Here is a 19,631-nt window from a genome sequence, read left to right as displayed (position 1 = left end):
CCCCATCAGTCTTTTCTGCCTGCCCAGGCCTGTGTTGCCAGCACTGACAACACACAGTGTGAAGATTCCCACGGTAGGAAGGTCAAGCGCCCGCGTGGCCCAAGCCTCCGGCTCCAGAACGCTATGGCGTAAAAAATACATCCACATGCAAATCCTGCACTTTCAAACCGCGCTTGAGCACCATGCCCATCGTGGCATCCACCATGGATGGCGAGCCGGCCACATAAACCTTCCAACCGCTTAAATCAGGCTGATCGTGGCCAACGATATCGGTGACAAGCCCCCGGCGATAGTGAGTGGCCGGTATCCCGGAGATGACAGGAGTAAAAGCCAGATTGGGGTATTGGCGCTCCAGCGCCCGGAAGTCATCAATAGCATATAAATCCCGCAGTTCGCGCGCTCCAAAATACACATGAATGGGCTGGCTCATGCCACAGGCCAACGCCGTTTCAACAATCGATTTGATAGGGGCCAGGCCCGTGCCTCCCGCAATGCACAAGACGGGGCCGCCATGCCCCTCGCGCAGATAGGAGGAGCCGCGAGGCACGTCCAGGCTGAGCTTCTCGCCCGGCTGAAGCACGGTGTGCACATACGAAGACGTCACCCCACGGGGAACACGACGTATGTGAAACTCCAGCTCGGGTGCACCAGGGCGGTTGGCCATGGAGTAACTGCGCACGGGCGCCTGTCCGAATTTGATATCCGCGTACTGACCGGCAAAAAACATCAGAGGCTCAGGCTCATCCAGACGGATACGCACAAGGCGCACATCGTGCGTCAGTTCTCGCAACTCGGACACCGTGCCGGTCACGCTACGCGAGGGTGCCAGCCCCCGCACATCATCCGTGCCAATCCAGTCTACGGTCACATCACTTAAGGGGATCGCCCTGCAGGCCAGAATCAGACCGCGGGCTTGCTGCTCCTCGGTCAGGGCAAAGCGGGAGTGCTCCAGCCGGTCAATTTGCCCATCAACCAGCCGGGTTTTACAGCCCCCACAACGTCCCAGACGACAGCCATGCGGATAGGCCAGGCCGCTTTGCAAGGCAGCCTGCAAAATGTTTTGCCCCTCCTGAGCGGCGATCTGCTGACCGGTCTGACGGATAAGAATTGTTTTGCTGCTCATTGCTGCCCCCTTCACGTACAGCCCCACGGGCCACGCATTACTCTCAGTTCCCGCCCGGTTCTTGTTGACCAATAGGGATCTGGCTGTCTCATTCTTGTATTTGACATGGCGACTCCACACAAAGTTGCTGTTTAACGACACAAAAGGCTTATTTCTCAGTGCCTTGTGAACAAGCTAAAGCTTCCAACGATTGGAGAGTCAACACCTTCAACAAGGTGTGCAGACAAACCTTGACCTTCCAATCGTTGTAATGCCTAGCCTTGGCTAACAACTTTGCACAGACGCTTCGGAAGGGCCGAAGCCCTGCTGCAAGAAAGGGATACAGCCATGCGTCGAACATTCAAATTTGCTTTAGCGGCAAGCGCCATCGCCGCCATCGGAACCGCCTACGCTGCCCGCGATGGTTCCGATCATAAAGACAAGGCGGCAGAACCGCCATCAGAAGCCGCCAGTGCGCCCGCAGGCCCCAGCGTGCCTGTTGCTCAAGTTCTGGAGCGCAGCATTCTTCCCTCTACGGATTTCACCGGATTTCTTGCCGCCCCTCAATCGGTAGAACTACGTTCGCGCGTAAGCGGAGCGGTCGAAGCGGTCAGCGTCCCGGAAGGCAGTCTGGTACGTAAAGGGGAGGCTTTATTTCATATAGACCCGCGCCCCTTTCAAGTGGCTCTGGATACAGCCACAGCGCAATTACGTCAGTCCGAGGTTCTGGCCAAACAAGCGCAAGACGATCTGAACCGGATACAGAAACTGGTCGAGACCGGCGCCGTTTCCCGCAAGCAATACGATGATGCACTGGCCATACGCAACGCCCAGCAAGCCCAGGTCCAGGTTGCCAAAGCAGCGGTCGCCGCCGCGCAGCTGGACCTGTCCTACACCCATATCCGCTCGCCCATCTCGGGTCGGGTAGACCGGGTCCTGGTCACGGCAGGCAATCTGGTCAATGGCGGCGCCACTGACCAGGCCAGCCTGTTGACCACCATCGTCTCCACAGACCCTTTGTATGCGTACTTCGACATAGACGAAGCCACCTACCTGAAAGCCATCCGCCAGACCCGCCCCGAAAAGGATGACAACACCTCCGGGCTACCCGTTTCCGTTGGACTGGCAACAGATCAGAGCTTCCCATATCAGGGGACACTGGACTTTGTGGGAAACCAGATTGATCGCAGCACCGGGACCGTACGGGCGCGCGCAGTCATTCCCAATCCCGACGGCATGCTGGCCCCCGGCCTGTTTTCGCGCGTCAGACTGGCTACAGGGGCAGAACAAACCGCTATCTTGATTGACGATCAAGCTCTGGGCACTGATCAAGGGAAAAGATATGTACTGGTTGTAGACCAGAACAATCAAGCCCAATACCGCGTGGTCGAACCTGGACCGATGGTCGATGGTTTACGTGTCATTAAAAGCGGTCTGCAAGCAGGTGAAAAAGTCATCATCAAAGGCTTGGTACGCCCCGGCATGAGCATCGCTCCTCGCATGGTTCCCATGCAGGCGGGCAATGAAACAGCACGCCCCGCGGAGGCCCAGCCATGAAGTTCCCTCACTTTTTCATCGCCCGGCCCATCTTTGCCATCGTGCTGTCCTTGCTGATGCTGATCGCCGGTGCCATGGCATTCTGGCAACTGCCGCTAAGCGAATATCCGGCAGTCACGCCCCCTACCGTGCAGGTAACAGCCAAGTATCCAGGTGCCAATCCCGAGGTCATTGCCGACACGGTGGCCGCGCCGCTGGAACAAGCTATCAATGGCGTGGAGAACATGCTGTACATGAACTCCCAAATGGCTACCGACGGCCAGATGGTCCTGACCATCGCCTTCAAGCAGGGAACGGATGCCGACATGGCACAGATCCAAGTGCAGAACCGGGTTTCTCGCGCCCTGCCCCGTCTGCCCGAGGAGGTTCAACGCATCGGCGTTGTCACCCAGAAAACCTCGCCTGATGTGCTGATGGTGGTCCATCTGGTCTCCCCAGAAAAACGCTACGACTCGCTGTATCTGTCCAACTTTGCCATCCGGCAGGTACGAGACGAACTGGCCCGCCTTCCTGGGGTGGGCGATGTGCTGGTTTGGGGGGCTGGTGAATACTCCATGCGCATCTGGCTGGACCCGTCCAGCGTGGCAACACGTGGGCTGACAGCCAGCGACATCGTGGCGGCCTTGCGCGAACAGAACGTGCAGGTCGCTGCCGGTTCTGTGGGGCAACAGCCCAATACGGACTCGGCCTTTCAAGTCACCGTCAATACCTTGGGGCGCCTGTCCACGGAAGAACAGTTTGGTGAGATTGTGGTCAAGACGGGCGAGGACGGACAAGTGACCCGTCTGCGCGATGTAGCCCGAGTCTCTTTGGGGGCCGATGGCTACACACTGCGCAGTTTGCTCAATGGCGAATCCGCCCCTGCCCTGCAAATTATTCAAAGCCCAGGTGCCAATGCCATTGATGTCTCCAATGCGGTACGCGCCAAGATGCAGGAACTGCAAGGCGGTTTTCCGCAAGACATTGAATACCGCATCGCCTATGACCCGACAGTGTTCGTTCGGGCCTCCTTGCAATCTGTGGCCATCACCCTGCTGGAAGCCGTCTTGCTGGTGGTGATTGTGGTTGTCCTGTTTCTGCAAACCTGGCGTGCTTCCATCATCCCGCTGGTCGCCGTGCCAGTGTCCCTGGTGGGCACCTTCGCCTTGATGCATATATTTGGTTTCTCCCTGAACACGCTCTCGCTGTTCGGGCTGGTCTTGTCCATCGGCATCGTGGTTGACGATGCCATTGTGGTGGTAGAGAACGTGGAACGGCACATGGCGCTGGGCGAGTCGCCCAAGCAAGCGGCCTTCAAAGCCATGGATGAAGTAACCGGCCCGATTATTGCCATCACATCCGTTTTGGCAGCGGTCTTTATCCCCTCCGCGTTTCTATCCGGACTGCAAGGCGAGTTTTATCGACAGTTCGCCCTGACGATCGTGATTTCCACCATTTTGTCGGCCATCAACTCCTTGACCCTATCGCCCGCGCTGGCCGCCATCCTGCTAAAACCTCATCCCAGCAAGACACGTCCAGATTGGCTGACACGGCTGATCGATACCCTGTTTGGCGGATTCTTCCGCCTCTTTAACCGTTTCTTTGACCGCGCTGCCAGCTCTTACGTAGGGACAGTGCGCCGTGCAGTCCGTGGCAGTGCGATTGTTCTGATGTTGTATGCCGGCTTTGTGGGTCTGACCTGGCTGGGTTTTCACCAAGTGCCCAACGGCTTTGTGCCCGCTCAGGACAAGTACTTTCTGGTGGGCATCGCACAACTTCCTAGCGGGGCCTCGCTGGACCGCACCGAAGCCGTGGTCAAGCAAATGTCGGACATCGCCCTGGCCGAGCCGGGCGTGGAAAGTGTGGTCGCGTTTCCAGGCCTGTCCGTCAACGGGCCAGTCAATGTCCCCAACTCTGCCCTGATGTTCGCCATGCTCAAGCCTTTTGACGAGCGCCAGGACCCCTCGCTTTCTGCCAACGCCATCGCCGGCAAGCTGATGGGCAAGTTCAGCCAGATCCCTGACGGATTTTTGGGGATTTTCCCACCGCCACCTGTCCCCGGACTAGGCGCCATGGGCGGCTTCAAACTGCAAATTGAAGACAGAGATGGTTTGGGCTTCGAAGCTCTGGTGCAGGCACAAGGGCAAATCATGGCCAAAGCCATGCAGGCCCCGGAGCTGGCCAATATGCTGGCCAGTTTTCAAACGAATGCCCCCCAGCTGGACGTGGAGATTGACCGGGTCAAAGCCAAGACCCTGGGCGTATCCATGACAGACGTATTCGAGACCTTGCAGATCAACCTGGGATCGCTGTATGTCAACGACTTCAACCGCTTCGGGCGCACTTACCGCGTCATGGCACAGGCTGACGCGCCATTCCGCGCCCAGGCTCAGGACATTGGTCTGCTGAAAGTACGCAGCAATAAAGGCGACATGATTCCCTTGAACGCCTTTGTCACCCTGACCGAAGGCTCCGGCCCCGACCGGGTGATCCGCTACAACGGCTTCCCCTCCGCCGACATCAGTGGCGGCCCTGCCCCTGGCTACTCATCCGGGCAGGCTACGGATGCTATCGAAAAAATCCTTAAGGAAACCTTGCCCGAAGGCATGGTCTACGAATGGACAGACCTGGTCTATCAGGAAAAGCAGGCCGGCAACTCCGCCCTGTACATCTTCCCTCTGGCCGTCCTGCTGGCCTTCCTGATTCTGGCCGCCCAATACAACAGCTGGTCCCTGCCCTTTGCCGTCTTGCTGATCGCCCCCATGGCCCTACTCTCGGCCATAGGCGGTGTCTGGCTATCCGGTGGCGACAACAACATTTTCACGCAGATTGGTTTTGTAGTACTGGTCGGGCTGGCCGCCAAAAACGCCATTCTGATTGTGGAGTTTGCCCGCACGCAGGAAGAGGCGGGAGCTGACCCATTGACGGCCGTCCTGGAGGCCGCCCGGCTACGGCTGCGCCCCATCTTGATGACCTCTCTGGCCTTTATCGCTGGCGTGGTTCCCCTGATGCTGGCCAGTGGAGCAGGTGCAGAAATGCGCCACGCCATGGGGGTGGCCGTGTTCGCCGGCATGTTGGGCGTCACCCTGTTCGGCCTGCTACTAACCCCTGTGTTCTACGTGCTGGTGCGCAAACTGGCACTGCGCCGCCAACAGCGCCGGGGCCCTGACCGCAACGACCAGCAACACGCATGAAGCCAAGGACAAGCATGAACATGATTTTCCCCTACCTGCCCCGCGTTCGACGCCTCAGCCCCCTTGCCCTGGCATTGATACTGACAGGCTGTACGCTGGCCCCCAAGTACGAGCGGCCGGCAGCCCCTATCGAGGCCACGTATCCCGCTTCCCCCCTTACTACGGAAGAGGCTAGCTCTGCTGCAGTTATCGCTGCAGAAATAGGCTGGCGCGACTTTTTCCGCGACCCGCTACTACAGCAACTGATAGAAATTTCACTGGCAAACAACCGCGACTTTCGTACAGCAGCCTTAAATGTCGAAGCGGCACAGGCGCTGTATCGCATTCAGCGCGCCAAACTGCTACCAGAGCTGGGGGCGGCCGCCAGCGGTGCCTCCGAGCGCCTTCCCGCCGACCTAAATCCAACTGGCACCAGCCAGCTTAATCGTCGCTACGAGGTGGGCGGTGTCAGCACAGCCTGGGAGCTGGATCTATGGGGCCGCATCCGCAGTCTGAACGAACAGGCACTGACCAACTATCTGGCCCTGGATGAAACTCGCGTAGCGGCCCAAACCAGCCTGATCGCCGAGCTGGCCAATACCTATCTGACGTTGCGGGCCGACCAGGAGCTGCTACGCCTGAGCAGCGACACGCTGGCAACGCAACAGCGCTCCTACGAATTAAGTCGCCAGTTAAAGGAACTGGGCCATGCCACCCAACTGGACCTGCGCCGCGCGGAAGTCGCTCTGCGACAGGCAGAATCCAGCTATGCCGCCTATAGCCGCCAGGCAGCCCTGGATCGCAACGCTCTGGTCCTGCTGTTGGGACAAGCACTCAGTGCCGATCTATCCAGACAGCTGGATGAGGCGGTTACGCTGCCCGATCAGATCCTTGTGGCGGATCTACCTGGCGGCCTGCCCTCCGACCTGCTGGTACGCCGACCCGACATTCGGGCTGCCGAGCAAACCCTTCGAGGCGCCAACGCCCATATTGGCGCAGCACGAGCTGCTTTTCTTCCTACCATCAGCCTGACTGGGTCCATCGGAACCGCCAGCGCTTCACTGGAAGGTCTGTTCGACTCGGGTACACGGGCCTGGAGCTTTTTTCCCAGCATTAATCTGCCCATTTTCAAGGGGGGTGCCCTGCTGGCAAATCTGGATGTCGCCCATGTGCGCAAACGGATAGAAATCGCCCAGTATGAAAAAACCATTCAGGTCGCTTTCCGGGAAGTGGCGGACGGGCTGGCAAGCAAAAGCCTGCTGGACCAGCAGATCCAATCCGAGAAGCTGGCGGTCACGGCCAGCCTTGAGGCTCAAACCCTGGCCGAGCAACGCTTTCAGGAAGGTATGGACGACTACTTGAGCGTTCTGGATGCACATCGCAGCCTGTACAGCAGCCAGCAAACACTGGTCAGAACGCGCCTGGCACGACTGAGCAATCTGATTGACCTGTACAAGGCTTTGGGGGGTGGGTGGAAGGAGTACACAAACTCGGCGGATCACAACACTTGAACCTCGCTTTTGTGCCCGAGGCAGGACGGCATGTGCATGGCGTGCATAGATGGACCTCCCGCTCTGGCCCTGACACTGCTCTAGCAGTGCCAGGGCAGCACGGTTGATCTTAACGATTCCGACGGGCCCGCTCCTGCACGACGTTACTTTCCAGCATCAATGCCGCCCGGCTAGTAACCCGATCCAGCATGCTGCTCAGGGCCGACAGTTCTGCTGCACTCAAATCCTGAAAGATCTCCTCGTTCAAGGACGCAACAACCGGCATGACCTCCTCATAACGCTGCACTCCCAACTCCGTCACCGAGACATGCACAATGCGCGTGTCTTTGGTATCGCGCGTCCGCTTTAGCAAACCTTTCTCGCACAAAGTACTGACCGCTCGTGAGCAACGAGCGGTATCCAATGCTGCCGCCTCGGCCAAAGCCGTGCCTGTCAAAGCAGGGTGCATGTTGGCAATCGCCAGAATGCGCCATTCACGGCGAGTGATATTGAAACGCCCCTCGCACAAGCGAATAAAAATCGGATTACTGGCAGACCAGGCTCGATACAGCTGGAACATCATCATGGCCGGCAGCGTAAGGGGCGCCGCACTGCCTGCAGTGCTTGCCAAGGCAGGGGAAGGCTTGGGGGAGCTGACCATGGGATGACCTTTAACCTTGAAGATACTTGATTAGAACAACTATCAGCCCCCTTGGTAAGCTGCGGTAAAAACTGATGGAAATCAAAAAAAAGGAGACAAATCATGGCCCTGAACCGCCTTCGCGCCACGGTAACAAGCTGTCTGCTGTCAGGACTGCTGTTCACTGGTTTATCCCACGCAGCAAGCCCCGTTGAAACCCTGACTGTCGTCGTGCCCTATGCGCCCGGAGGCGCGTCTGACCGGGCCGCACGCATTGTGTCGGACGGTCTGCACAAGAAACTGGGTATTCCCATTGTGGTCGAGAACAAGACCGGCGCCGGGGGGCGGATTGCCGCCCAGTATGTCAAAAGTACGGCGGCAGACAAAAATGTGCTGATCCTGGCCAACCCCGCCGTCATGGTCGTCGCCCCCCTGGTTTTCAATGACATCCCCTACAAACCCGACACCGACTTTCAGGCCGTTTCCATGGTGACCGAATACGGTTTTGGGGTAGCGGTGTCGGCAGACAGCGACATTCAAACCATGGACCAACTGATTGCCTGGGCCAAAGAACATCCCGGTGCCTTCAATATTGGCGTCCCGGCCACTGGCAGCCTGCCGCACTTTTTCGGCCTGATGCTATCCCAGCAAATTGGCTCCAAGGGCGAGATCATCGGCTATCGCGGATCGGCACCGGTCATTACGGACTTGATCGGCGGCGTACTGCCCTTGGCTATCGATACGCTGGATGTACTGACGTCTCAGCACCAGGGCAAGCGCATCCGCATTCTGGCCACCTCGGGCAGCGAACGAGAGACCACCCTGCCAGATGTACCTACCTTGAAACAGTCCGGTGTGGACCTGGAAGCCTCAGGCTGGAACGCCTTCTTTGCCCCGGCCTCCATGCCAGCCGACAAAGTCGCTTTCCTGGGCACGGCCATTAAAGAAGTCACCAGCGACCCGGCGCTGCAAGAAACACTGCTGAAAAATGAATTGATTCCCGTATCTGCCGATGCAGAAGAAACCCGCGTCCGCATTGAACAATTCCGCCAGCAATGGGCTCCGGTTATTCAGGCTTCCGGCTTCAAAGTCACGCAATAAACCAGCAACACAGACAACATGACACAACGCAAGAACGTCCTGTTCATCATGGCCGATCAGCTGCGGGCTGATCACCTGGCCTGCTACGGCCACCCTCATATTCGTACCCCCCATCTGGATGCTTTGGCCGCCAAGGGGGTGCGCTTTGATCGCGCTTTCGTCAATTCCGGCGTCTGCGGCCCGTCCCGCATGAGCTACTACACAGGCCGCTACCCATCGACGCACGGAGCCACCTGGAATCGCGTGCCCTTGTCGGTAGGCGAAGTCACCATGGGCGAGTATTTGCGCGCCGGTGGACACAAACTGGTGCTGGCGGGCAAAACCCACATCATGGTCGACCACAAAGGGCTGGAACGGCTGGCACTGGATGGTGGCAGCGAACTGGCCCGCCTGCTTAAAACAGGGGGGTTTGAAGAGATAGACCGTTACGACGGCCACCACGAACCGGGAGAAGAAAGCGGCTACCCGGCTTACCTGCGACGTCATGGTTATGAATCCGACGACCCATGGACAGACTTTGTCATCTCTGCGCACGGGCCCGATGGGCAGCCAGTCAGTGGCTGGCACATGCGCAATGCTTGCTACCCGTCCCTGGTAGAGGAAAAGCACTCGGAAACGGCCTATATGACGGACCAGGCCCTGTCCTTCATGGAGCGCATGGGGGATGAACCTTGGGTGATGCACCTGAGCTACGTCAAACCACACTGGCCCTATATCGCTCCTGCGCCCTACCACGATATGTACAGCGCCGAGCAATGCCTGCCCGTAGTGCGCAATGAGGCCGAATTAAGCAATGCGCATCCGGTCGTAGAGGCCTACCGCCAGCAAGAAGAATGCGTCAGTTTCGCCAGCGAAACCTGCATCAACACGGTCAGACCCGCCTACCAGGGCCTTATTACCCAATTGGACGACCACCTGGGCCGCTTGTTCGACTTCATGTCCCGCAATGGCCTGATGGACAACACCCTGATCATCTTCACGGCCGACCATGGGGATTTCCTGGGCGATCATTGGCTGGGCGAGAAAGAGCTGTTCTATGACACCGTGCAGCGTGTACCTTTCATCGTCTACGACCCGTCACCGGAGGCGAATGCTACGCGGGGAACAGTCGATAACAGAATGGTCGAAGCCGTGGATGTGCTACCCACCATGCTCTCGTGGCTGGGCCTGCCGCTGGCTTCCCACCGCCTTGAGGGACGAGACTTGCTGCCCCTGCTACATGGCACCCAGCCCCCTTGGCGCGACTGCGTGTTTTCCGAACTGGATTACAGCTATCGCTTGGCGCGCGTGATACGCGATAAATCACCATCCAATGCCAGAGCCTGGTCCCTGCGCAGTGACCGCTGGCGCTATGTGTATTGGCTGGACGAGCCTGAGCAGCTCTATGACCTGCATGCCGATCCTGAGCAGTTCAACGACCTGGGCCAATCTCCAGACCACGAAGACGTACGAACTGAATGTCGGGAGCGCTTGCTGCAGTGGTTCACAAGCCTGAAACGCCGAACGACCGTGACGGACGAAGAAGTAGAGCGCGGTACCAATGCGTATAAAAAAGCAGGGGTATTTTTCGGGCAGTGGTAAGCCCAGGAGCAGAAAGGGCAAGCGTGTAGCATCAAGCGCTTGCCCCCTTCCTAGTCCGGGTTCTTCGGACCGCGGCGCTTGGGCAAGATGGCGGGCGTATCGTCATGTGGCTTGAACAAATACGGACTCTTATCGGGTTCCGGATTCGGAGAACCATCAAACTGCGTGGCTTTATGGTCTACCGGCCGCCTTCGCTCCTTGTCTTTGCCGCGTTCATTTACTTCTTTCAGGTCTTCCTGCACCCGCCCGGCAATATCCACTTGGGATTCGCTGCTGGGCTCCGGTGCTTTGGCTTGATTCGAGCCTTCGGTGTTGCCTTTGCGTGTGGGACTCATGCGGACTCTCCAAAGATCAGGTTTCACAGACAGGCTCCAGCAAACAGTGTGCCTGGCGGCCTTGGTGCTCGCCTCCAAGCTACTAGCCTGTCGGGCGAGGCCATGAACAGGCTGGGACTAAGGCTTGGCCTGACTGTGACCTTCATTGGCACGAGCCAGAAAAATCCGTATTAACTCCGGTGAGTGCTCTTCCAGCCAACGAGCCATCGCGCGCTCTTGCTCCAGGATTTGATGGCACACCATCGCCGTCTCCGTATCGCCCACAAAATCAGCGGCCTCCTTGAGCTGGCTGTAAGCCGCAATTTCCAGGTTTTCGAAGGCAAAGCTGAACATCGTGCCTTTCACCACCTCATCAGAGGCAAAGATCCCGGAAAAGCCCTGAAACACTGCCATAACTTTCCCGCCCAGGTCTTTGAGCAAGGACGTATCCCCACCGCGCCGCTCTATACATTCGCGCACCAGCCCCTGCTGTGTCTGAGTTTCCTTGATATGTTGCTGAATACGCTGATGCAACTCCGGGTAGTTCTCCACCCGCGAGAGCATGCTGTTGAGCATCGTCTCAGCCTGTTCTTCCATTGCATGCGCGTCTCGAAGCCAGTCCATCAAGTGTTTGTCCGCGCGTGATTTATTGGTATCCATGACATTCTCCTGTCGGTTTGCCTTGCCGCAACTGCGACAAGCAACTGATACCCAGCATATGGCGTTCCCAAGGTGCCTGCGCCCCGCGCACACCTTGAAAAACACCAAACAGCTACCTGCTTCCTCTTGAATCAGCCCCCACACATCCCGGACCGAAAAATTAAAGCCAGGCAATCACGCACGGCAAGCCAAACACTTAAATAATCGACATTAAAAAGGCGCCCAGCCCCGCCAAAAGCACAACCAACGCCGGCGGCACACGCCCCACCGTCAACAAGCCAAACAAGAGCAAGGCCAAGCCAAAATCCGCCTTGTCATGAATGGCACTGGTCCATACCGGGTCATAAAGCGCGGCCCCCAGGATGCCGACCACCCCTGCATTAATCCCTGCCATCGCCGTGCGCACGCCAGCCCGATGTCGCAGCCCTTCCCAAAAAGGGAGGACGCCAATCAGAATCAAGAACGCCGGGATAAAAATCAGTGCCAACAGCGCCATGCCCCCCAGCCAGCCTTGCAAGGGCCATTGAGCCATCGCCCCGATATAAGCCGCGAAGGTAAACAGGGGGCCCGGCACTGCTTGCGCCGCCCCATAACCCACCATCAAGTCCGCATTGCTGACCATTCCTGTCGGTACGACAGAGGCCTGCAAGAGCGGCAACACAACATGCCCCCCACCAAAGACCAGTGCCCCGGATCGGTACACCCCCTCCAGCAACTGAACAATCGATGAGCCTGTTGCCGCAGCCCACACAGGCAAAGCAAGCAAGAGCCCGACAAAAGCCACTAGGGCAGCCATCCCTACCCTGCGAGACACCGGATACAAATGAGCCTGAGCCACTCCTGCTTGAGCAAAGTCCAATTTCCACCATGCGATCAAACCTGTCACCGCAATGGCCAGAACCTGCCCAAAGGCCGAGGGCAAGGCCAGACTTAACAAAGCAGCCACCATCGCCAATGCAGCACGAGATCGATCAGGACATAGAGACCGGGCCATTCCCAACACCGCCTGGGCCACAATTGCTACCGCCACAATCTTGAGCCCATGTACCCACGCAGACTCTGCAATCCCCTGCTGCCCCGCCAATCCCATGGCAAACAAAATCAATGCAATGGCCGATGGCAAGGTAAAACCCGTCCAGGCTGCCAGCAAACCCATCCACCCAGCACGCCCCAGCCCCAGCGCCATCCCGACCTGGCTGCTGGCCGGACCCGGCAAGAACTGACACAGGGCAAGCAGATCGGAGTAGCTGCGATCATCCAGCCAGCGACGGCGCTCTACGAACTCGGTACGGAAATAACCCAGGTGCGCGATCGGGCCGCCAAACGAAGTCAGCCCGAGTTTCAGGAAGGCCCAGAAGACCTCCAGCGGGCTGCCTGGCCTATCCGACGCCTGCCTCTGCACTTCTGCCGGTACTGATGTGGGTGTCTGTGTCTGTGTCTGCACAGGTTCGTTCGAATTATTCATTGCTGCCTGTTCCCCCCCTTGATCAACATCCGGCACACGTCATCTGCACCACCTGTTTTTACTGCTGATTAGTTTTCTGCTTACCGCCGATAGACAAGCTACAGACACCTTAGCCTGGCAACATATGAATACTGTGATGTAGAACGTCAGAACCGTCCTCATCACGCGCTATTTCGACCCACCCAGCCCTGCCTCCCAGCACTCGCTCAGATAGCTTACAAACGTGGAAATCCGCGCCGATAAAGCCGTATTGCGGTAGTACACCGCATTGATAGGCTGACACATCTCCAGCGTGCGTTTCGGGAACAACTGCACCAAACGTCCTGCCTCGCGATCCCGGTGCGTCATGAAGTCCGACAAGGACACAATCCCCACGCCATCCAGCGCCAATTGCCGCAAGGTTTCCCCACTGGAAGCGGCAATACTTGGCTTGATATGCACCGGCATCCCGTCCTGCGCAGGCAAGGGCCATTCATTCAGGGATAGCGGCTGGGTAAAGCCCAGCAAAACATGATTATCCAGGTCGGCCACGTCACGAGGATGACCGTGCTTTTCCAGATAAGCAGGTGAAGCCATCACGCGTAGACGCGTGTTGCCAATAGGTCGCGCATGCAAGGTAGAGTCCTTGAGCCGACCAATCCGAATAGCCACATCCGTGCGATGCTCCAGCAGATCAATCCATCCTTCATTACTGGTCAGCTCCAGGCTGACCTGCGGATAACGCTCCTTATAGCCGCGCACAATCGGCACCACGCAGTGCAGAATAAAAGGCGAGGCCGCATCCACCCGCAAGCGCCCTACTGGCTGCTGCCGGCGTATGGCCAAATCCTCCTCCGCCTCCTCCACATGGGCCACAATGGATCGGGCTCGCTCCAGAAAAACCGCCCCTTCCTCCGTCAGTTCCAAGCGCCGTGTGGTACGCCGTAGCAAGGTGGTGTTGAGCTTCTCCTCCAGCCTGTTCAATGTGCGGCTGACCGCCGACACCGTCAGCCCCAGATGCTCGGCCGCCCGCGAGATGGCACCGGCATCCACCACGGCTATAAATGCCTGCATTTCATCCAGAGTTGTTTTCATTGTTGACTTTAAATCAAATGTATTTCGACCAATATGGACTTTTTAGACTAAATCATCAAGAACACAATGGCATCTTCTGCAATGCTCCACGCAAGGATGCCATCATGCCTATAGCTCTACTGGCGCTGACCATCAGTGCCTTTGCCATCGGAACGACAGAGTTCGTGATCGTTGGCCTTCTCCCTACCATCGCGGCAGACCTGGCCGTGAGCCTGCCCTCTGCCGGGCTGCTGGTCAGCTTGTACGCCCTGGGCGTTGCCGTAGGTGCCCCCGTCCTGACCGCCCTGACCGGCAAGGTCCCCCGCAAAGCCTTGATGCTGGGCTTGATGGCCCTGTTCACCATCGGCAACCTGGTGGCCTGGCAAGCACCAGGTTATGAATCCCTGATCGTGGCCCGTATTCTGACCGGCCTGGCTCACGGCGTGTTCTTTTCCATTGGCTCCACCATTGCTGCCAGCCTGGTCCCCAAAGAAAAAGCCGCCAGCGCTATTGCCATCATGTTCACCGGCCTGACCGTTGCCCTGGTGACGGGCGTACCGCTGGGCACCTTTATCGGCCAGCAGTTCGGCTGGCGCACCACCTTCCTGGCTGTCTCAGCCCTGGGTGTGATCGCCTTCCTGGGTAGCCTGCTCTTTGTGCCCAAGAACGTAGTACACAGCAAACCGGCCACGCTGCGTCAACAAATCCGCGTCTTCGCCCAACCGCGACTGTTGCTGGTGTACGCAATGACAGCGGTGGGCTACGGCGGCTCTTTCATTGCCTTCACCTTTCTGGCGCCCATGCTGGAACAGATTACGGGCTTTTCCATTCACGCCGTGGGCGGCGTCATGCTGGCTTACGGGGTGTCAGTTGCCATCGGTAATCTGTGGGGTGGCAAGCTGGCCGATCAACGCGGCCCCATCCCCGCCCTGAAACTGATTTTCCTGCTGCTGGCCATCGTCCTGCTGGCCCTGACCTTTACCGCCGGCAACCCTTGGTTGATGCTGGCAACCGTACTAGCCTGGGGTGGTGTGGCATTTGGCAACGTACCCGGACTGCAGATCTATGTTGTTAACCAGGCCCAACGCTTTGTCCCTGAAGCAGTCGATGTGGCCTCCGGCCTGAACATCGCCGCCTTCAATATCGGAATTGCAATCGGAGCCTGGGGTGGTGGCCTGATCGTCGCCAACGTCGGCCTGGTTCATACCGCCTGGATCGGTGCCATCGTCGTCCTGCTGGCCCTGGGCCTGACCGTCTGGGCCGGCAAACTGGATCAGCGAGATCAAGAAGATCAACTGGACGTAAAGGCAAGACCCCTGGCGGTTTGCTAAGCATCAAGCCCCAACAACGCAACAACCCAGCAATACTGCTGCACCAAAGCAACGAGAACGCTCCCGCAAGAAAGCGTTCCCCCGTACGCATCAACGGGCAGCTCTTGCTAACCGTACAAATTTACTCAAATGGAGTTACCACTATGTCTATCCCACAAATCGGCGTCGGCACCTTCCGCCTGAAAGAACAAGCTGCCATTGACTCAGTACGCACCGCCCTGGACGTTGGCTACCGCGCCGTCGATACCGCCCAGATCTACGAGAACGAAGCTGAAGTTGGCCAAGCCATTGCCGAATCCGGAGTGCCTCGGGACCAACTGTTCATCACCACCAAGATCTGGATCGACGAGCTGTCTGCCGACAAACTGATCCCTAGCCTGAAAGCCAGCCTGGAGAAACTGCGCACCGACCACGTAGACCTGACCTTGATCCACTGGCCGTCGCCACAAGGCGCTGTGCCTTTAAAAGAGTCGCTCCAAACCTTGCTGCAAGCACGCGAACAAGGCCTGACCCGCCAGATTGGCGTGTCCAACTTCAACATCGCCCTGCTTGACGAAGCCATCAACGCAATTGGTGCAGAAAACATCGCCACCAACCAGGTAGAAATCAGCCCCTACCTGCAAAACGCCAAGCTGGCTGCCTTTGCACGGGAGAAAGGCGTGCACCTGACGTCCTACATGACCTTGGCTTACGGCAAGGCGGTGCAGGATACGGTGTTGCAGGAGATCGCAGCTAAACATGGAGCGACTGCGGCCCAAGTGGCACTGGCCTGGGCGATGCATCAAGGATTTTCGGTGATTCCTTCGTCGACCAAACGGGCGAATCTGGAAAGCAACCTGAAGGCTGGCGAGCTGAAGCTGGATGCGGAGGATTTGCAGAAGATTGCAGAGCTGGATCGCGGGGAGCGTTTAGTTGATCCTGAGGGGTTGGCGCCGGTTTGGGATTGAGGCCAAGGATTCAATAAGCCTAAAAGCAGACGACACGTCTACGGGCATGTCGTCTGCTTGCCTTCTACTGCAGTGAACCGTTTAGAAGCGTGTGCGTATACCCACACCAAACGTATCGCCACGCGACAAACCAGTCAGTTTGTCGCTGTAATACGCAGCATAGACATCCGTGCGCTTGGAAAGCTCGTAGTCGTAACCCAAGGCCCAGCTGTTGCGCTTGACGTCACTCGCTCCGCTGCTACGAGTATGACCATACGAAGCCAGCACCTTGCCGCCGCCCATGGGGACAGACACACCAAACTGCCCGCCCTTCATCGTGATGTCACCACTAGTGATGGTGTTCTTCACGTACTGAAACTGAGCAAAAACCTTGGCGAAATCAAAGTCATAAGCCATGCCTAACTGGCTTGCTCGCTGATGACGAAAGCCCACAATAATGTTTTCCAGATCATCCGCCTGATTGTCGAACTTGATCTGCTGATAGGCTAATGTCGCAGAGAAAGCACCATTGAAATACAGCGCATTGCCACCCCATTTATTGGAGCCAGACTTGTTAGGCTCGTTACTGAACCCGTAAATCAAGTTTGCGGTCAGACCATTGAAGTCTGGCGTGGTGTACTTGACTGCATTGCTCCAGCCCGAATCGCCCAGCACACCTTGGCCCTCCATCCCCAGATAAGTGTGAAACACCGACGGGGAGAAAGTGTAGGAATCGCCAAACGGGTTAAACAAAATGGTGGAAACGAAATAAGGCGTAGTCAGCCGCCCCAGCGTCAAAGTGCCTGCATCATCACTTTGCAAACCCACATAAGCACTACGAGAAAACATGGGATCGCCATTGAACCGCCCCGCTTGACCTGTCTCTGGCCGGAAGAACCCTTCCATGGCAAACACGGCGCGAACACCGTTGGACAACTCCTCCTGGCCTTTCAAGCCCCAGTAAGAGGTTGTCATCCCTCCCCCGCCTACCGTCCCTTCCCGCTTATTGCCTCCTACAGGCTTATGTATACCTGCCCAGGCATCAACCAGACCGTACAGCTGTACATTGGTTTGCGCGTGGGCAGTTGACCCTATTCCCAGCAAAGCGGCCAGCAGCCCGCCTGCCAATATCGGCATCTTTAGAACCATTGTGTCTCCGTTATCGTTTTCAGTATTGTGGTGATCCCCCTTCCCTTTTTCTAAGGGGGAGCCCTGACTGGGTGTCATCCACTTCGGCAGTACAAACAGGCAAAGCGAACAACCCCAGTTTTTCTAGGGGCTTTTAATTTTTACTGTCACTTACAAGTGGTTTGGGAAGATGCGGGTGATAACGGTTATTCAAGCTTGTGCGCTTGTTGTCCTTGGGGATGGCTTGGGTTTTTCTTCTGTGGCATCGTGTGCTTACACAAGCGGCACTTCTTAGGAGAAGACTTGTACGGAGAGTGGACAGCACTGACTAAGCACAGTTGTAGAGACGACGAATGCGATGAACGCTAGGTGCCTCTCGTGGCTAAGCCTGAGTAGAGTTTTGTAGAGGTTCCCGGATACGGGATTTGTATTGCGGAATCTTCTAGTTACTTAAGCAGGAAGAAGATTGTTGATGGTGCCCGGGGCCGGAATCGAACCGGCACGCCTTGCGGCGGGGGATTTTGAGTCCCCTGCGTCTACCAATTTCACCACCCGGGCTAGGTATGGCAACCTGGGAATCCAGGCTTGGAAGGAAAGATTGTTATTATACGCAGATTCCTGGGGGTTTTGGCAAGCGCTACAGCAATTTTTTTAAATTTTGCCTGAGTCTGAAAACATTCCCACCCAAAGTCCGTCTGAAGCCCCGTTTTCTGCCTGCTTTGTCACAACTGCTTAAGCATTAACGTACGGTTCTCGGCAGGCGGGCACCTGCACCACTTTTGGCCATACTCAAACCTGGATTCCAAATGAAAAAACAGGCCAGGTACACCGTCCTAGCCTGCTGAATTTTTTTGTTTCTGAGTATGGAGTCCCTAGTCCCCTGCCACAGCCTGCCCGTTACGAATCCACTCTCGCCAGATCGCGACCAACAAGGCCATCAGGACCGGGCCGATAAACAAGCCCACGATGCCCATTGTTTGCACACCGCCAACCAAACCAAAGAAGGTCGGCAGGAACGGCAGTTTCACCGGGCCACCCACCAGGCGTGGTCGCAGTGTTTTATCGACGATGAACAGTTCGATAGCGCCCCACAGGAACAAGCTCACGCCAGCCACCAGGTGACCAGAGCCTATTAAATACAAGGACACCATTGTGAATGACAGGGGAGCACCGCCAGGGATTAACGCCATAAAGCCGGTGATCACACCCAAGAGTACGGGCGATGGAACACCAGCAATCCAATAGGCGATACCGAGAACCACGCCCTCACCCAAGGCGATCAAGCCCATCCCAGTGACGGTGGAGTTAACGGTAGCAGGCACAACCCGAGAAAAACGCTGCCAGCGGCCTGGCAGGATGCGTTCGCCAACAATATCCAATTGCACCAACAGCCTGTCGCCATCTTTAAAGATGAAGAACAGCGTGATCAGCATGAACAGCACGGTCAGCAGCAGGTGGAATACGTTGCCGGTAGCAGACAGGACCATGCGGTAGATATTGCCCAGGTGCTGGCCGCTGACCATCTCGACCAGCTCGCCCAGCGCGTGGGGCTCGCCTAGATAGACTTGCCAGTACTCGGTCAAGCGCTCGCCCATCAGGGGCATGGCTTTGATCCACTCAGGGGTCGGCGTGCCGTAGCGGTTGGCGGCCAGCGCCCAGGTAATGAAGCTGCTGGCTTCCTGGATCGCAAAGGACAAGGCCAGGGACAGAGGCACGACCAGGACCACGATGACGACCAGCAAGGCCAGTGTGGCCGCCAGTGCGGTGCGGCCATTGCAGCGTACAACCAGCCGTTTATATAAGGGCCAACCGGCCAGGCCTATGATCAGCGCGGCCAGGACAGGGACCAGAAATCCCTTTAAAAAGTAGACGCCTGCGGCCAGCAAGAGCAGCAATAGCCAGCGAGCGATGAGGAATGCGGGTAAGACGGGTTGCATAAACGGTGGAGACCCTCTTGTCTATTGGTCTGGGCATGGGTCGGTGCCCGAAAGTTTTTTGACGATAGCATGATCACAGCCCGAGGAATACCCGTTTCTTACAACAAGCTGATAACACTTTTTAAGGTGGAAGCAGGCTCTAAGCGGCACCCGCGATCTGCATAGGGTCAAGACTCATCATTGCGGGCTGGATA

At 57.3% G+C, this 19,631-nt stretch carries 15 protein-coding genes and 1 tRNA gene; 7 read left to right on the top strand and 9 right to left on the bottom strand.

Translation table 11 applies throughout. The features are described 5' to 3' along the window. Positions 1-121 precede the first annotated feature (121 nt). Positions 122-1,123, bottom strand: coding sequence for a 2Fe-2S iron-sulfur cluster-binding protein (locus NIZ92_RS02250; RefSeq protein WP_254002632.1), 1,002 nt, complete (start codon positions 1,121-1,123; stop codon positions 122-124). 327 nt (positions 1,124-1,450) lie between these two features. Here NIZ92_RS02250 and NIZ92_RS02245 point away from each other — a divergent pair, with 327 nt between their 5' ends. The 3 genes from NIZ92_RS02245 to NIZ92_RS02235 are packed head-to-tail and all read left to right on the top strand — an operon-like array spanning position 1,451 to position 7,322. Further along, on the top strand, positions 1,451-2,659 hold the full coding sequence (locus NIZ92_RS02245; RefSeq protein WP_254002631.1) for an efflux RND transporter periplasmic adaptor subunit: 1,209 nt from the start codon (positions 1,451-1,453) through the stop codon (positions 2,657-2,659). After that, the gene (locus NIZ92_RS02240; RefSeq protein ID WP_254002630.1) at positions 2,656-5,832 is read left to right on the top strand and encodes an efflux RND transporter permease subunit; all 3,177 of its coding nucleotides are present in this window, start codon (positions 2,656-2,658) and stop codon (positions 5,830-5,832) included. The genes NIZ92_RS02245 and NIZ92_RS02240 overlap by 4 nt, the downstream gene beginning before the upstream one ends. A 14-nt stretch (positions 5,833-5,846) precedes the next feature. Then, positions 5,847-7,322, top strand: coding sequence for an efflux transporter outer membrane subunit (locus tag NIZ92_RS02235; RefSeq protein ID WP_301555092.1), 1,476 nt, complete (start codon positions 5,847-5,849; stop codon positions 7,320-7,322). Positions 7,323-7,431: 109 nt separating this feature from the next. Here NIZ92_RS02235 and NIZ92_RS02230 read toward each other — a convergent pair whose 3' ends face one another. Next, positions 7,432-7,962, bottom strand: a complete 531-nt coding sequence (locus tag NIZ92_RS02230; RefSeq protein WP_254002629.1) for a MarR family winged helix-turn-helix transcriptional regulator — start codon at positions 7,960-7,962, stop codon at positions 7,432-7,434. 102 nt (positions 7,963-8,064) lie between these two features. Between NIZ92_RS02230 and NIZ92_RS02225 the strand changes: the two genes are divergently transcribed. Both NIZ92_RS02225 and NIZ92_RS02220 read left to right on the top strand, forming a co-directional pair. Continuing rightward, entirely contained in the window at positions 8,065-9,042 is a 978-nt protein-coding gene (locus NIZ92_RS02225) for a tripartite tricarboxylate transporter substrate-binding protein (protein WP_052159363.1), read from the top strand. Positions 9,043-9,060: 18 nt separating this feature from the next. Then, positions 9,061-10,623 (top strand): sulfatase-like hydrolase/transferase, encoded by a 1,563-nt coding sequence (locus NIZ92_RS02220; RefSeq protein ID WP_254002628.1) that lies wholly within the window; start codon positions 9,061-9,063, stop codon positions 10,621-10,623. Between the two features lie 50 nt (positions 10,624-10,673). On the opposite strand, the gene NIZ92_RS02215 is transcribed toward NIZ92_RS02220, so the two are convergent. The 4 genes from NIZ92_RS02215 to NIZ92_RS02200 all read right to left on the bottom strand — a co-directional run bounded on the left by NIZ92_RS02215 (position 10,674) and on the right by NIZ92_RS02200 (position 14,136). Next, a complete protein-coding gene (locus NIZ92_RS02215; RefSeq protein ID WP_035271398.1) occupies positions 10,674-10,958 on the bottom strand; it encodes a hypothetical protein in 285 nt (94 codons plus the stop codon). 117 nt (positions 10,959-11,075) lie between these two features. Continuing rightward, on the bottom strand, positions 11,076-11,597 hold the full coding sequence (locus tag NIZ92_RS02210; RefSeq protein ID WP_254002627.1) for a ferritin-like domain-containing protein: 522 nt from the start codon (positions 11,595-11,597) through the stop codon (positions 11,076-11,078). A gap of 196 nt (positions 11,598-11,793) precedes the next feature. Next, on the bottom strand, positions 11,794-13,062 hold the full coding sequence (chrA, locus tag NIZ92_RS02205) for a chromate efflux transporter (RefSeq protein WP_254002626.1): 1,269 nt from the start codon (positions 13,060-13,062) through the stop codon (positions 11,794-11,796). 168 nt (positions 13,063-13,230) lie between these two features. Continuing rightward, positions 13,231-14,136, bottom strand: coding sequence for a LysR family transcriptional regulator (locus NIZ92_RS02200; protein ID WP_035271399.1), 906 nt, complete (start codon positions 14,134-14,136; stop codon positions 13,231-13,233). Between the two features lie 104 nt (positions 14,137-14,240). Between NIZ92_RS02200 and NIZ92_RS02195 the strand changes: the two genes are divergently transcribed. Together NIZ92_RS02195 and dkgB are read left to right on the top strand one after the other, a co-directional pair. Continuing rightward, the gene (locus NIZ92_RS02195; RefSeq protein ID WP_254002625.1) at positions 14,241-15,446 is read left to right on the top strand and encodes an MFS transporter; all 1,206 of its coding nucleotides are present in this window, start codon (positions 14,241-14,243) and stop codon (positions 15,444-15,446) included. A 143-nt stretch (positions 15,447-15,589) separates the two neighbouring features. Beyond that, a complete protein-coding gene (gene dkgB, locus NIZ92_RS02190; RefSeq protein WP_035271400.1) occupies positions 15,590-16,393 on the top strand; it encodes a 2,5-didehydrogluconate reductase DkgB in 804 nt (267 codons plus the stop codon). 81 nt (positions 16,394-16,474) lie between these two features. Here the strand turns inward: dkgB and NIZ92_RS02185 are convergent, their stop codons facing one another. The 3 genes from NIZ92_RS02185 to NIZ92_RS02175 form a co-directional block, all read right to left on the bottom strand. Then, entirely contained in the window at positions 16,475-17,509 is a 1,035-nt protein-coding gene (locus NIZ92_RS02185) for a porin (RefSeq protein WP_239055668.1), read from the bottom strand. Positions 17,510-17,973: 464 nt separating this feature from the next. Further along, positions 17,974-18,058, bottom strand: a tRNA-Leu gene (locus NIZ92_RS02180). A 314-nt stretch (positions 18,059-18,372) separates the two neighbouring features. Then, on the bottom strand, positions 18,373-19,437 hold the full coding sequence (locus NIZ92_RS02175; RefSeq protein ID WP_021447032.1) for an AI-2E family transporter: 1,065 nt from the start codon (positions 19,435-19,437) through the stop codon (positions 18,373-18,375). Positions 19,438-19,631 lie beyond the last annotated feature (194 nt).

Source organism: Alcaligenes sp. 1735tsa3 (assembly GCF_024134565.1).
Lineage (GTDB): Bacteria > Pseudomonadota > Gammaproteobacteria > Burkholderiales > Burkholderiaceae_B > Alcaligenes > Alcaligenes phenolicus.
Note: the sequence above shows the minus strand (reverse complement) of the source record. Positions and strands in the feature narration are given on the sequence as shown.

What these genes read in the sequence shown, in the direction of transcription:
- NIZ92_RS02175 (WP_021447032.1), bottom strand. Translation starts at nt 19,437, where the DNA reads ATGCAACCCGTCTTACCCGCATTCCTCATCGCTCGCTGGCTATTGCTG.
- NIZ92_RS02185 (WP_239055668.1), bottom strand. Translation starts at nt 17,509, where the DNA reads ATGCCGATATTGGCAGGCGGGCTGCTGGCCGCTTTGCTGGGAATAGGG.
- NIZ92_RS02195 (WP_254002625.1), top strand. Translation starts at nt 14,241, where the DNA reads ATGCCTATAGCTCTACTGGCGCTGACCATCAGTGCCTTTGCCATCGGA.
- NIZ92_RS02215 (WP_035271398.1), bottom strand. Translation starts at nt 10,958, where the DNA reads ATGAGTCCCACACGCAAAGGCAACACCGAAGGCTCGAATCAAGCCAAA.
- NIZ92_RS02220 (WP_254002628.1), top strand. Translation starts at nt 9,061, where the DNA reads ATGACACAACGCAAGAACGTCCTGTTCATCATGGCCGATCAGCTGCGG.
- NIZ92_RS02230 (WP_254002629.1), bottom strand. Translation starts at nt 7,962, where the DNA reads ATGGTCAGCTCCCCCAAGCCTTCCCCTGCCTTGGCAAGCACTGCAGGC.
- chrA (WP_254002626.1), bottom strand. Translation starts at nt 13,062, where the DNA reads ATGAATAATTCGAACGAACCTGTGCAGACACAGACACAGACACCCACA.
- NIZ92_RS02225 (WP_052159363.1), top strand. Translation starts at nt 8,065, where the DNA reads ATGGCCCTGAACCGCCTTCGCGCCACGGTAACAAGCTGTCTGCTGTCA.
- NIZ92_RS02235 (WP_301555092.1), top strand. Translation starts at nt 5,847, where the DNA reads ATGAACATGATTTTCCCCTACCTGCCCCGCGTTCGACGCCTCAGCCCC.
- NIZ92_RS02210 (WP_254002627.1), bottom strand. Translation starts at nt 11,597, where the DNA reads ATGGATACCAATAAATCACGCGCGGACAAACACTTGATGGACTGGCTT.
- NIZ92_RS02200 (WP_035271399.1), bottom strand. Translation starts at nt 14,136, where the DNA reads ATGAAAACAACTCTGGATGAAATGCAGGCATTTATAGCCGTGGTGGAT.
- NIZ92_RS02240 (WP_254002630.1), top strand. Translation starts at nt 2,656, where the DNA reads ATGAAGTTCCCTCACTTTTTCATCGCCCGGCCCATCTTTGCCATCGTG.
- NIZ92_RS02245 (WP_254002631.1), top strand. Translation starts at nt 1,451, where the DNA reads ATGCGTCGAACATTCAAATTTGCTTTAGCGGCAAGCGCCATCGCCGCC.
- dkgB (WP_035271400.1), top strand. Translation starts at nt 15,590, where the DNA reads ATGTCTATCCCACAAATCGGCGTCGGCACCTTCCGCCTGAAAGAACAA.
- NIZ92_RS02250 (WP_254002632.1), bottom strand. Translation starts at nt 1,123, where the DNA reads ATGAGCAGCAAAACAATTCTTATCCGTCAGACCGGTCAGCAGATCGCC.